Source organism: Streptomyces sp. W1SF4 (genome assembly GCF_003950035.1).
In the GTDB taxonomy this organism is placed as follows: domain Bacteria; phylum Actinomycetota; class Actinomycetes; order Streptomycetales; family Streptomycetaceae; genus Streptomyces; species Streptomyces racemochromogenes.
Genome location: NZ_CP034350.1, coordinates 2514248 through 2527139 on the forward strand (window position 1 = coordinate 2514248; position 12892 = coordinate 2527139).

9 protein-coding genes are annotated in these 12892 nt (G+C 71.9%); 4 read left to right on the top strand and 5 right to left on the bottom strand.

What is annotated here, in order from left to right; translation table 11 throughout:
• Window positions 1–10 precede the first annotated feature (10 nt).
• A complete protein-coding gene (locus tag D1J60_RS11755; protein WP_125821065.1) occupies window positions 11–787 on the bottom strand; it encodes a TSUP family transporter in 777 nt (258 codons plus the stop codon).
• Window positions 788–959: 172 nt separating this feature from the next.
• On the opposite strand from D1J60_RS11755, the gene D1J60_RS11760 reads away from it, so the two are divergent.
• The 3 genes from D1J60_RS11760 to nirD are packed head-to-tail and all read left to right on the top strand — an operon-like array spanning window position 960 to window position 5184.
• Entirely contained in the window at window positions 960–2324 is a 1365-nt protein-coding gene (locus D1J60_RS11760) for an FAD-dependent oxidoreductase (protein WP_125821066.1), read from the top strand.
• Window positions 2324–4855 carry a nitrite reductase large subunit NirB gene (nirB, locus tag D1J60_RS11765; RefSeq protein WP_125821067.1) on the top strand — a complete coding sequence of 844 codons (2532 nt, stop codon included), beginning with the start codon at window positions 2324–2326 and terminating at the stop codon, window positions 4853–4855. Before D1J60_RS11760 ends, nirB begins: the two co-directional genes overlap by 1 nt.
• A complete protein-coding gene (gene nirD / locus D1J60_RS11770) occupies window positions 4852–5184 on the top strand; it encodes a nitrite reductase small subunit NirD (protein ID WP_125821068.1) in 333 nt (110 codons plus the stop codon). The genes nirB and nirD overlap by 4 nt, the downstream gene beginning before the upstream one ends.
• A 4-nt stretch (window positions 5185–5188) precedes the next feature.
• On the opposite strand, the gene D1J60_RS11775 is transcribed toward nirD, so the two are convergent.
• A complete protein-coding gene (locus tag D1J60_RS11775) occupies window positions 5189–5593 on the bottom strand; it encodes a VOC family protein (protein ID WP_125821069.1) in 405 nt (134 codons plus the stop codon).
• Window positions 5594–5894: 301 nt separating this feature from the next.
• Here D1J60_RS11775 and D1J60_RS11780 point away from each other — a divergent pair, with 301 nt between their 5' ends.
• A complete protein-coding gene (locus D1J60_RS11780; protein WP_125821070.1) occupies window positions 5895–7055 on the top strand; it encodes an alkaline phosphatase PhoX in 1161 nt (386 codons plus the stop codon).
• A gap of 79 nt (window positions 7056–7134) precedes the next feature.
• Here D1J60_RS11780 and D1J60_RS11785 read toward each other — a convergent pair whose 3' ends face one another.
• The 3 genes from D1J60_RS11785 to dusB form a co-directional block, all read right to left on the bottom strand.
• The gene (locus D1J60_RS11785; RefSeq protein ID WP_125594794.1) at window positions 7135–8163 is read right to left on the bottom strand and encodes a winged helix-turn-helix domain-containing protein; all 1029 of its coding nucleotides are present in this window, start codon (window positions 8161–8163) and stop codon (window positions 7135–7137) included.
• A gap of 458 nt (window positions 8164–8621) precedes the next feature.
• The gene (gene ppdK, locus D1J60_RS11790; RefSeq protein WP_125594793.1) at window positions 8622–11330 is read right to left on the bottom strand and encodes a pyruvate, phosphate dikinase; all 2709 of its coding nucleotides are present in this window, start codon (window positions 11328–11330) and stop codon (window positions 8622–8624) included.
• Window positions 11331–11696: 366 nt separating this feature from the next.
• Window positions 11697–12839 carry a tRNA dihydrouridine synthase DusB gene (gene dusB / locus D1J60_RS11795; RefSeq protein ID WP_125821071.1) on the bottom strand — a complete coding sequence of 381 codons (1143 nt, stop codon included), beginning with the start codon at window positions 12837–12839 and terminating at the stop codon, window positions 11697–11699.
• Between the last annotated feature and the right edge of the window lie 53 nt (window positions 12840–12892).

Genomic DNA, 12892 nt, shown 5'->3' on the forward strand with positions numbered 1-12892 from the left:
AGGGGCTCCCCTAGCCCCACTGTTCGAGGCCGAGCTTGACCACCAGGGCGCCCACCACGGTGAGGAGCACGCCGCGGACGAAGCCGCTGCCCTTCGTCAGCGCCATCCGGGCGCCGACCATGCCGCCGGCCAGGTTGAAGACCGCCATCAGGGCGGCCAGCTGCCAGAACACCATGCCCTGGTAGGCGAACATCGCGAGCGCGCCGGCGTTGGTGCAGCAGTTGACGATCTTCGCGGTGGCGGAGGCGGTGACCAGGTCGAGGTGGAGCAGGGCGGTCAGGGCCAGCACCAGGAACGTGCCGGTACCGGGTCCGATGAGGCCGTCGTAGCAGCCGATGCCCAGGCCGGCGAGGGCGATGGTGAGGAGCACGCGGCCGCGGGAGACGGGCACGGCGGAGGGGGCGGCGCCGAAGCCGGGCTTGAGGATGACCACGGCGGCGACCACCACCAGCACCCCCATGATCAGGGGCCGCATGGCGTCCTTGCTGATCCCGCCGGCGAGTGCGGCCCCGCCCATCGATCCGGCGAGCGCGGCCAGCCCGATGCGGACGGCGAGCTTCACGTCGCCGGCGGTCTTGCGCGCGTAGGTGACGGCGGCCCCGGCGGTGCCGACGATGGCCACCGCCTTGTTGGTCCCGAGGACGGCGGCGGGCTGGGCGGCCGGCAGGCCGAGCAGCAGGGCCGGCAGGAGCAGCAGTCCGCCACCGCCGACCACCGCGTCGATCCAGCCGGCCGCGGCGGCGGCCGCACACAGCACGATGATCATGGTCGTTGATATGTCAGGCACGGCCACGACCCTAGGTACCGCATCGGTGCAGGGACCATCGATCCCCGGAAACTTGCGCAAAGGTTGAGGTTGCGCGGCCTCACGCGCCGCCGGCCCGGGCGCTGAGGCCGGTGTTCCGTCCGGGTAACAGGGGCGATGCGGCGGGGAAACAGCCCGCCCGCACGCTCGTGCCATGACCTCGGAACAGCGTGTGGTGGTGATCGGCGGCGGCCTGGCGGGCCTGCGGCTCGCCGCGCGGCTGGGCCCCGGTGCGGCGGTGACCGTGCTCGGGGAGGAAAGCCGCGCCCCCTACAACCGGGTCCTGCTCGCCGAGGTGCTGGCGGGCCGGTACGCCCCCGAGGTCACCGCGCTCCCGGCCCCCGGCCCGGCGCTGCGCCGGGGCGTCCGGGCGGTGCGGATCGACCGCGCGGACCGGACCGTCCACTGCGACGACGGTTCGGCGGAGCGGTACGACACGCTGGTGCTGGCCACCGGCTCGAACCCGGTGCTGCCGCCGCTGCGCGGGCTGTTCGCCCCCGACGGGCGGGAACTCCCCGAGGGGGTGCACGCGTTCCGCACCATGGACGACTGCCTGGCCCTCGCGGCGGCCGTACGCCCGGGCGTACGGGCGGTGGTGATCGGCGGCGGACTGCTGGGCGTCTCGGCGGCCCGTGCGCTGGCCGTGCGGGGTGCGCGGGTGGTCCTCGCCCAGCAAGCGGAGCGCCTGATGGAGCGCCAGCTGGACGCCGACGCCTCCGCCCTGCTGCGGGACCACCTCACGGCGCTCGGGGTCGAGGTCCACACCGAATGCCGCGTCAGGGGCCTGACCACGACGGGTGCGCCGCAGGGGGTTCCCTCCCCGCCCCGCCCTTCCTCCGTTCCCCGGGGCTCCGCCCCGGACCCCGGTCCTCAAACGCCGGACGGGCTGGTTGATCCGCCCGCCCGTCGGCGGCCCGGTACCGCGCCCGGCCAGGGCACCCGGCGGGTGAGCGGGGTCGAGCTGGCCGACGGGTACCGGCTCGACGCCGACGTCGTCGTCCTCGCCTGCGGGGTCCGGCCGCGCACCGGGCTCGCCCGGGCGGCCGGGCTGGAGGTCCGCAAGGGCGTCGTGGTCGACGGCCGGCTGCGCACGAGCGACCCGCGCGTGCACGCCGTCGGCGACTGCGCCGAGCACGACGGCCGGGTGTACGGACTGGCCGGTCCCGCCCTGGAGCAGGCCGACGCCCTCGCGGCGGTGCTGCGCGGGGACGACGCCGAGTACACCGGCACCCGTGCCCTCACCCGCCTCACCCTCCCCACGGCCGGCGGCCCCGGCCCCTTCGACCTCGCCGCGTTCGGCGACCCCACCCCGCTCCCCGGCGACGACGTGCTCCGCCTCGCGGACGCCACCCGCCGCACCTACCGCAAGGTCGTCCTGCGCGGCGGCCGGCTCGTCGGCGGGGTGCTGCTCGGGGAGCTCTCCACGGTGGGGGCCCTCGCCCGCACCTGGGAGGGCGACGCGTACCTGACCGCCCCGCACGACCCGTTCCACCTGCTCACCGACGACGGAGGCCACTGATGACCGTGCCCGAGCCCCTGCCCGCGATCGTGCTCATCGGACACGGCATGGTCGGCCAGCGCTACCTGGAGGCCCTCGCCGAGCGCGGGGCCACCGCGACGCACCGGATCACCGTGCTCTGCGAGGAGCCCCGGCCCGCATACGACCGGGTCCACCTCACCTCGTACTTCTCCGGAAGGACCCCCGAGGACCTCTCCCTGACCCCGGCCGGCTTCATGGAGCGGCACGGCATCGAGCTGCGCCTCGACGACCCCGCCGAGCACGTCGACACGGCCGCCCGTACCGTCACCGCCCGCTCTGGGCGGGTGGTCCCGTACGACGTGCTCGTGCTGGCGACCGGCAGCCACCCCTTCGTGCCGCCCGTCCCCGGCAGGGACGCCCCGGGCTGCTTCGTGTACCGCACCATCGAGGACCTCCTCGCGATCGAGGAGTACGCCAAGACCCGCTCCAGCGGGGCCGTCGTCGGCGGCGGCCTGCTCGGGCTGGAGGCGGCCGGCGCCCTCCAGGGGCTCGGGCTCGCCACCCGCGTCGTGGAGTTCGCCCCGCGCCTGATGCCCGCCCAGGTGGACGAGGGCGGCGGCGCGGCCCTGCTGCGCACCATCGAGTCCATGGGGCTGACCGTGCACACCGGCGTCGGCACGCAGGAGGTGCTGACCGGCCAGGACGGCTCGGTGTGCGGGATGAGCCTGTCGGACGGCTCCACCGTCGAGACCGGGCTGGTGGTGTTCTCGGCCGGGGTCCGCCCCCGGGACCAGCTGGCCCGCGCGGCCGGCCTGGCCGTCGGTGAGCGCGGCGGCATCACCGTCGACGCCCGCTGCCGCACCTCCGACCCGCGCGTGTACGCCATCGGCGAGTGCGCGCAGGCCGTCGACGGCCGCGTCTACGGGCTGGTCGCGCCGGGCTACGAGATGGCCGAGACCGCCGCCGAGGACCTCCTGGGCCGGGAGAAGGAGTTCACCGGGGCCGACCTGTCCACCAAGCTCAAGCTGCTCGGCGTGGACGTGGCCTCCTTCGGCGACGCGCACGGCACCGCCGAGGGCAGCCTGGACGTGGTCTGGTCGGACTCCCGCTCCGGCGTCTACAAGAAGCTGGTCGTCTCCCCCGAGGGGGTGCTGCTCGGCGGCGTGCTGGTCGGCGACGCCGACGCGTACGGGCTGCTGCGCCCGCTGACCGGCAGCGTCCCGCCGGTCGCCCCCGAGCGGCTGGTGCTGCCCGCCGGGGCCGGCGCGCCCGTCGCGCTCGGCCCGTCCGCGCTGCCGGACACGGCGGTGATCTGCTCCTGCCACAACGTCACCAAGAAGGCCGTCACCGCCTGCGCCACCCTGGCCGAGGTCAAGAAGTGCACCAAGGCCGGCACCGGCTGCGGAAGCTGCCTGAAGGTGATCGGACAGCTGCTGCCGGCGGCCGCCGGCCAGGGGCTGTGCGGCTGCTTCCCCTACACCCGGGCCGAGCTGTACGAGATCGTCCGCACCCGGCGCCTGGCCTCCTACCGGGACATCCTGGACGGGCACGGCAGCGAGGAGGCGCGCGGCGGCGACGGCTGCGAGGTCTGCAAGCCCGCCGTCGGCTCGATCATCGCCTCCCTGGCCCCGGCCCTGGGCGCCAGCGGCTACGTGCTGGACGGGGAGCAGGCGGCCCTCCAGGACACCAACGACCACTTCCTCGCCAACCTCCAGCGCAACGGCTCGTACTCGGTCGTCCCGCGCGTCCCGGGCGGTGAGATCACCCCCGACAAGCTGATCGTGATCGGGGAGGTGGCCCGCGACTTCGGCCTCTACACGAAGATCACGGGCGGTCAGCGCATCGACCTGTTCGGCGCGCGCGTGGACCAGCTCCCGCGGATCTGGGCGCGGCTGGTGGACGCCGGTTTCGAGTCCGGGCACGCGTACGGCAAGGCGCTGCGGACGGTGAAGTCCTGCGTGGGGCAGACCTGGTGCCGCTACGGGGTGCAGGACAGCGTCCGGATGGCCATCGACCTGGAGCTGCGCTACCGGGGCCTGCGCGCCCCGCACAAGCTGAAGTCGGCGGTGTCCGGCTGCGCCCGCGAGTGTGCGGAGGCGCAGAGCAAGGACTTCGGGGTGATCGCGACGGCGAGCGGCTGGAACCTGTACGTCGGCGGGAACGGCGGGGCGGTCCCGCGCCACGCGGACCTGCTGGCGCAGGACCTGTCGGACGCCGAACTGGTGCGGCTCGTCGACCGGTTCCTGATGTTCTACATCCGCACCGCCGACCGGCTGGAGCGGACGTCCACCTGGCTGGAGCGGCTGGAGGGCGGCCTGGACCACCTGCGGGACGTGGTGGTGCACGACTCGCTGGGGCTGTGCGACGAGCTGGAGGCCCTGATGGCCGACCACGTGGCGCACTACCGTGACGAGTGGGCCGAGACCCTGTCGGACCCGGAGCGGCTGCGCCGGTTCGTGTCCTTCGTCAACGCGCCCGGCGCGCCCGACCCGACCGTGAGGTTCGTTCCCGAGCGCGACCAGGTCAAGCCCGACCTGGCCGTCCTGACCGTGGGAGGGGCGGCCCGATGACCGTCGAACTGGAGGTGGCCGGGGGGTGGCTGACGGTATGCCCGCTGTCGGCGCTGGTCCCGGGGCGCGGGGTCGCGGTCCTGCTGCCCGACGGGAGCCAGGCCGCGGTCTTCCTCGACCGCGCGGGGCGCCCGTACGCGATCGGCAACCAGGACCCCTTCACCGGGGCGCACGTCCTGTCGCGCGGGCTGGTGGGGCGTGCGCAGGGGCGGCCCTTCGTGGCCTCGCCGCTGCTGAAGCAGCGCTTCGACCTGGAGTCGGGGCGCTGCCTGGACGACGAGGAGGTGGCGGTCCGGACGTACCGGGTACGGACCGCCCCCGCCCCGTAGGGCCTCAGCCCTGGACCGCGGCCGGATCCATCCACACGAACTCCCACACGTGGTGGTCGAGGTCCTCGAAGGCGCGGCCGTACATGAAGCCGAGGTCCATGACGGGGCGGGGTTCGACGGCGCCGGCCGCGACGGCGGCGTCGACGACCTCGTCGACCTTCTCCCGGCTGTCGGCGCTGAGCGCGACCATGACCTCGGTGGTCTTCGAGGCGTCGGCCACCGGCTTGGTGGCGAACTCCTTGAACTTCTCCTCGGTCAGCAGCATCGCGAAGATGCTGTCGCTGACGACCATGCAGGCGGCGGTGTGGTCGGTGAACCGGGGGTTGAAGGAGTAGCCGAGCTTCTCCCAGAAGGCCTTCGCGGCGTCCAGGTCCTTCACCGGCAGGTTGACGAAGATCATCTGGCTCATCTCGGTTCCTCTTCCCTGGTGGGGCGTGGTGCGTGGTGCTTTGTCGAAGGGGTAGACCCGGGGATCCGGCAGAACTCATCGCTGTCCGGCGGAGTTTTTTCAGGGATCTCGTTTCCGCAGTTCACAGGCTTCGGAAGGGCGGCGTCCGGCTGCCTGGCGGGGGTAGGGCGACTGCCCGCGCACCGGTCGCCCCGGCGTCACGGGGAGTTGGCGTCCCGTCCATGCCGCGCCCCTAGGTTCCTCGACGCATGCGAACCCGCGCCCGGCCGGTCGCGGGGGCCCTCCTCCCACAGGAGTGACCGTGGAACGTCGTACCTTCCTGCGCGGTGCCGTGATCGGCACCTCCGCCGCCGCCTTCGCCGGAACCCTCGGCCACGGGGCCGCGTACGCCGCCCCGGCCCAGCCGGGCGCCGGTCCCTACGGGGCCCTCGGCGCGGCGGACGCCAACGGGATCATGCTCCCGTCCGGGTTCACCAGCCGGGTCGTGGCCCGCTCCTCGCAGACGGTCAGCGGCACGTCGTACACCTGGCACAGCGCCCCTGACGGCGGCGCGTGCTTCGCGGACGGCAGCGGCTGGATCTACGTGTCGAACTCGGAGATCAACCCGAGCGGCGGTGCGAGCGCGGTGAAGTTCAATTCCTCGGGCACGGTCACCGGGGCGTACCGGATCCTGGCGAACACCCGGCAGAACTGCGCGGGCGGCAAGACCCCGTGGAACACCTGGCTGTCCTGCGAGGAGGTCAGCCTCGGGTACGTCTACGAGACCGACCCGTACGGGGTGAACGCGGCCGTGCAGCGGCCCGCGATGGGCCGCTTCAAACACGAGGCGGCGGCGGCCGACCCGGTCCGCCAGGTGGTCTACCTGACCGAGGACGAGACGAACGGCTGCTTCTACCGGTTCGTGCCCACCACCTGGGGCAGCCTGTCCGCCGGCACGCTCCAGGTCATGGTCGCCGGAAGCGGCACCTCCGGCTCCTTCAGCTGGCAGAACGTGCCGGACCCCGACGGCTCCCCGACCACGACCCGCACCCAGGTGTCCGGCGCCAAGCACTTCAACGGCGGCGAGGGCTGCCACTACGCGAGCGACACCGTGTGGTTCACCACCAAGGGCGACAACCGGGTCTGGCAGCTCAACCTGGCGAGCAGCACCTACGAGCTGGCCTACGACGACTCCCTGGTCCCCGGCGGCGCGGCGCCGCTGACCGGTGTCGACAACGTCACCGGGTCGACGTTCGGGGACCTGTACGTCGCCGAGGACGGCGGCACCATGGAGATCTGCGTGATCACCCCGGACGACGTGGTGGCGCCCTTCCTGCGGATCACCGGCCAGTCCTCCTCGGAGATCACCGGCCCGGCCTTCTCCCCCGACGGCAGCAGGCTGTACTTCAGCAGCCAGCGCGGCACGACCGGCTCCTCGACCGGCGGCATCACCTACGAGGTGACCGGGCCGTTCCGCGTCTGACGCGCCCGCCCGGCACCCGGCCCGGCGGGGAGGAGCCGACCTCCCCGCCGGGCCGCGGCGCGTCCGGAGAACCGATCCTTCAGGAGACCACCGCGCCTCCCTTGAGCAGGGCCGCGCCCAGCGGGGTCACCGTGTGCAGGACGGCGTTGCCGTGGCGCAGGGTCGTCACCAGGCCCGCCTCGCGCATCACGCAGGCGTGCTGGCTCGCCGAGGCCAGGGAGACCCCGGCACGGCGGGCCAGCTCGCTGGTGGTGGCCCCGTCGCCGATGGCCCGCAGCACCACCGAGCGGGTGTGGCCGACCAGCTTGCCCAGGGTGCGCTGGCGCTGCTCCTCGGCCGGCCGGGCGGCCTCCCCGTTCCCGGCCGCGGAGGCCAGCTGGGCGGCGGCCGGGTAGACCAGCACCGGCGGCAGCTCCGGGTCATGCAGGGTCACGGCCGTACGGCGGCAGAAGAAGGACGGCTGGAGCAGCAGCCCGCGCCCGCGCAGCCGTACGTCCCGGTCCACCGGGTACTCGCACTCCAGCACCGGGGCCCGCCAGCGCAGCATCGGCGGCAGGGAGGCGAGCAGCTCGTCCGCGCCGCCGTCGAGGAGCGCGCGGCCGCGTGCCGCCCGTTCGGCCTCTATCTGGGCCTGGATGTGGCTCCAGTACGGCTCCACGGCCGCCCGGTGGTAGGCGCGCAGCTCGCCCAGCAGCCGGGGCAGGTGTTTGGTGCCGCCGTCCATGAACTCCCGCAGCCGGGTCGGCGGCGGGGTCCCGAAGGCGGCCCCGAAGCCGGTCCCGGCGCCGGCGCCCACGAGGGACAGCTCCCGGCGCAGCCGCTCGGGGCGCAGCGCGCGCAGCGCGTCGAGCCCGAGGTCCCACCCGTACTGGCCCTCGGCCGGGGTCAGGAAATCGGGGAAATAGCCGCGAGCCGGTATGAGCGCACCCAGCAGCCTTGTTTCACCATTCAACCTGCTCCGGGTTTCCGTGCGCCATTCGCCGAAGAACCGGGCGTCACGCCGGTCTCTTAAGCGATGAAAACTAAGAATCGTTTCCCACAACGCATCGGGACGCCCTGCCATCCGTACGCGTGCCAGGTCCACTCCAGTGAAATGGATACGAAGCACCGAACCCCCACCTGTGCAACCGCAATCCCCCCGCCCCACGAGTATGCATGCCGTCACACGTGGTCACCACGCCCTTTCGGCCACAGTTGAAACCCCTTTCGGCGGAGGCGTGACAAGCGAAATCCTGTACTCCGCCAGGCACACTCCGGTGCGACCGAAACGCTCCGTGAAGGCCGTGGGGGGCTTTGCGGGGCCTGGCGGTCGGTCGCACCGGGAAGCGCCGACGTGCCTGGCGGATAGGCGGCAGGCGGTGGACGGGTGGGGATCCGTCCACCGCCTGGCGCTGTAATGACATTGTTGAAAATTTCGCGATACGGGCGGTCTCGCACCCGCCCCCGAAATGGGATGCGCCCTCCCCCGGCAGTCAGGGAACCGGGGGAGGGCGCAGTCTGTGGGGCTCGGGGAGCCCTGGGGGCCTCACGGGCCCGGGCGGGGCCCCGAAGGGCCCCTGGAGGGTCTCAGCGGCTGTCGGAGCCCTTGGCCTCGGCGGCGGCGCGGCCGGCCTCCAGGCGCGCCACCGGGATCCGGAACGGCGAGCAGGAGACGTAGTCGAGGCCGACCTCGTGGAAGAAGTGCACCGACTCCGGGTCGCCGCCGTGCTCGCCGCAGACGCCGAGCTTGAGGTCGGGGCGGGTGGCCCGGCCCTGCTCGACCGCGTGGCGCACCAGGGAGCCGACGCCGTCCCGGTCGATGGTCTCGAAGGGCGAGACCCCGAAGATGCCCTTCTCCAGGTAGGCCGTGAAGAAGCTGGCCTCGACGTCGTCGCGGGAGAAGCCCCACACCGTCTGGGTCAGGTCGTTCGTGCCGAAGGAGAAGAACTGCGCGGCCTCGGCGATCTGGGCGGCCGTCAGCGCGGCGCGCGGCAGCTCGATCATCGTGCCGACGGAGAGCTTGAGGCTGGTGCCGGTGGCGGCCTCGACCTCGGCGATGATCGCGTCGGCCTCCTCGCGGACGATCTCCAGCTCCTGGACGGTGCCGACCAGCGGGACCATGATCTCGGCGCGCGGGTCGCCCTTGGCGTTCTTGCGCTCGGCGGCGGCCTCGGCGATCGCCCGGACCTGCATGGCGAACAGGCCGGGGATGACCAGGCCGAGGCGGACGCCGCGCAGACCCAGCATCGGGTTCTGCTCGTGCAGCTTGTGCACGGCCTGGAGCAGGCGCAGGTCGTTCTCGTTGGCGTCCTTGCGGGACTCGGCGAGGGCGACGCGCACCGACAGCTCGGTGATGTCGGGCAGGAACTCGTGCAGCGGCGGGTCGAGCAGGCGGACGGTGACGGGCAGGCCGTCCATCGCCTCGAACAGCTCGATGAAGTCCTGCTTCTGCAGCGGCAGGAGGGCACTGAGTGCCTCCTCGCGCTCGCCGTCGGTGTCCGCGAGGATCAGGCGCTCGACCATCTCGCGGCGCTCACCGAGGAACATGTGCTCGGTGCGGCACAGGCCGATGCCCTGGGCGCCGAAGCGGCGGGCGCGCAGCGCGTCCTCGGCGTTGTCGGCGTTGGCGCGGACCCGCAGGCGGCGGACGCGGTCCGCGTACGCCATGATCCGGTGCACGGCGGCGACCAGCTCGTCGGCGTCGTCGGCGCCGGCGTGCATGCGGCCCTCGAAGTACTCGACGACCGGGGACGGCACGACGGGTACCTCACCGAGGTACACCTTGCCGGTGGAGCCGTCGATCGAGACGACGTCGCCCTCTTCGATGACCGTCTCGCCGACCGTCATCCGGCGGCGCTTGGTGTCGACGTCCAGCTCCTCGGCACCGCAGACACAGGTCTTGCCCATGCCGCGGGCGACGACGGCGGCGTGCGAGGTCTTGCCGCCGCGGGAGGTCAGGATGCCCTCGGAGGCGATCATGCCGTCAAGGTCGTCCGGGTTGGTCTCGCGGCGGATCAGGATGACCTTCTCGCCGGAGCGGGACCACTTGACGGCCGTGTACGAGTCGAAGACGGCCTTGCCGACCGCCGCGCCCGGGGAGGCGGCGATGCCGCGGCCCAGCAGGGTGGTCTTCGCGCCCTCGTCGAAGCGCGGGAACATCAGCTGGGCCAGCTGGTGGCCGGTGACGCGCTGGAGCGCCTCGGCCTCGCTGATCAGGCCCTGGTCGACGAGCTGGGTGGCGATGCGGAAGGCGGCGCCGGCGGTGCGCTTGCCCACGCGGGTCTGGAGCATCCACAGCTGGCCGCGCTCGATCGTGAACTCGATGTCGCAGAGGTCCTTGTAGTGGTTCTCCAGCGTCGTCATGATCGTCATGAGCTGGTCGTAGGAGGCCTTGTCGATGGTCTCCAGGTCCGCGAGCGGGACCGTGTTGCGGATGCCCGCGACGACGTCCTCGCCCTGGGCGTTCTGCAGGTAGTCGCCGTAGACGCCGGCGTGGCCGCTGGCGGGGTCGCGGGTGAAGGCGACGCCGGTGCCCGAGTCGGGGCCGAGGTTGCCGAAGACCATGGAGCAGACGTTGACCGCGGTGCCCAGGTCGCTCGGGATGCGCTCCTGGCGGCGGTAGAGCTTGGCGCGGTCGGTGTTCCAGGAGTTGAAGACGGCCTCGACGGCGAGGTCGAGCTGCTCGCGGGCGTCCTGCGGGAACTCCCGGCCGGCCTCCTTGGAGACGATCTTCTTGAAGACCTTGACCAGCTTCTTGAGGTCGGCGGCGTCGAGGTCGGTGTCGACGGCGACCTTCTTGGCGGCCTTGGCCTCGTCGAGGGCGTCCTCGAAGAGCTCGCCCTCGACGCCGAGGACGGTCTTGCCGAACATCTGGATGAGGCGGCGGTACGAGTCCCACGCGAAGCGCTCGTTGTCCGCCTGCGCGGCGAGGCCGACGACGGACTCGTCGGAAAGGCCGATGTTGAGGACCGTGTCCATCATGCCCGGCATGGAGAACTTGGCTCCGGAGCGGACGGAGACCAGCAGCGGGTCGTCCGACTGGCCGAGCTTCTTGCCCATCTTCGCCTCGAGGGCGGCGAGGTGCGCGCTGACCTCGTCGCGGAGCTCGGCCGGGGCCGAACCGCTGTCGAGGTAGACCTTGCAGGCCTCAGTGGTGATGGTGAAGCCGGGAGGGACGGGAAGACCCAGGTTGGTCATCTCGGCGAGGTTGGCCCCCTTGCCGCCGAGAAGGTCCTTGAGGTCCCGGTTGCCCTCGGTGAAGTCGTAGACGAACTTCTGATCTTTGTTTTCCGACACGGGTCTCGACTCCTCGAGGACTCGGGTGGCTGCCCTGACGGCCAGGAACATACCCAGATCGAAGGCTTATCGGTACGTCCACTTGGCGGTCATGGGGCCGTAACCACCCGTGCGCCACCGTATCGAAAGTAACCGATGGGTAATGCGATCGTACGAAGAGCCTTCAGAAGCCGAAGCCCGAGCAGCCGTTTGAGGCTTGATCCCGCTCGGATGAGCGATCATCGATACATTTGCGTTCAACTCTTGAACGAACAAAGGGTGGCACCCAGTGCCACCCTTTGAAAGTCTTACCCGTGACTTACGCGCTCATCTGAGCGAAACCTCTCCCATGCGTGGCGTATATCACGCGGCACGCAGGGCGATTTCTCAGCCTCCGGACGTGTCCAGCTCGGCATCCTCGCTCACGCCGGCGCAGTCGTAGGGATCCTTCAACCAGCCGTCCGGCAGGACAACTCGGTTGTTTCCGGACGTCCTGCCCCGCGGACCGTCCGCACCGTCAGGCCAGGGCTGGTCCAGGTCCAGCTCGCTCAGATGAGCGTCCAGTTCGGCCAGGGAGGAGGTGACGGCCAGCTTGCCGCGCATCTCGGAACCGACGGCGAAGCCCTTGAGGTACCAGGCCACGTGCTTACGGAAATCGATCACACCGCGCGCCTCGTCGCCGATCCACTCCCCCAGCAGCTGCGCGTGCCGCAGCATCGTGGCGGCGACCTCCCGCAGGTTCGGCTTGTGGAAGTCCTCGGGGCGCCCCTCGAAGGCGGCGACCAGGTCGTTGAACAGCCAGGGCCGCCCCAGGCAGCCGCGTCCGACCACCACGCCGTCGCAGCCGGTCTCGCGGACCATGCGCAGCGCGTCCTCGGCGCACCAGATGTCCCCGTTGCCGAGCACCGGGATCTCCGGGACGTGCTCCTTGAGCCGGGCGATGGCCTCCCAGTCGGCGGTGCCGCCGTAGTGCTGGGCGGTGGTGCGGCCGTGCAGGGCGATGGCGGTGATCCCCTCCTCGACGGCGATCCGGCCGGCGTCGAGGTAGGTGAGGTGCTCGTCGGTGATGCCCTTGCGCATCTTCATCGTCACCGGCAGGCCGCCGGCGCCCGCGACCGCCTCGCGCAGGATGGCGCGCAGCAGGTTGCGCTTGTAGGGCAGGGCCGAGCCGCCACCCTTGCGGGTGACCTTGGGGACCGGGCAGCCGAAGTTGAGGTCGATGTGGTCGGCGCGGTCCTCTTCCACGATCATGCGGACGGCCTTGCCGACGGTCACGGGGTCCACCCCGTACAGCTGAATCGAGCGCGGCTTTTCCGTCGCGTCGAAGTGGATCAGCTGCATGGTCTTCTCGTTGCGCTCGACCAGGGCGCGTGTCGTGATCATCTCGCTCACGAACAGCCCCTTGCCGCCCGAGAACTCGCGGCAGAGCGTACGGAACGGGGCGTTGGTGATGCCGGCCATGGGCGCGAGCACCACGGGGGGCTGCACGGTGTGCGGGCCGATCGCGAGGGGCGGAGGGAGCGTGGTCATCCCTCCATTCTCGCCCACGCGCCGTTCGTTAGTTAGCCGTACTATCGGCGGTA

Bases quoted from the DNA above. Each gene is read 5' to 3' on its own strand.
- nirD (WP_125821068.1), top strand. From the start codon at position 4,852: ATGACCGTCGAACTGGAGGTGGCCGGGGGGTGGCTGACGGTATGCCCG.
- D1J60_RS11775 (WP_125821069.1), bottom strand. From the start codon at position 5,593: ATGAGCCAGATGATCTTCGTCAACCTGCCGGTGAAGGACCTGGACGCC.
- nirB (WP_125821067.1), top strand. From the start codon at position 2,324: ATGACCGTGCCCGAGCCCCTGCCCGCGATCGTGCTCATCGGACACGGC.
- dusB (WP_125821071.1), bottom strand. From the start codon at position 12,839: ATGACCACGCTCCCTCCGCCCCTCGCGATCGGCCCGCACACCGTGCAG.
- D1J60_RS11760 (WP_125821066.1), top strand. From the start codon at position 960: ATGACCTCGGAACAGCGTGTGGTGGTGATCGGCGGCGGCCTGGCGGGC.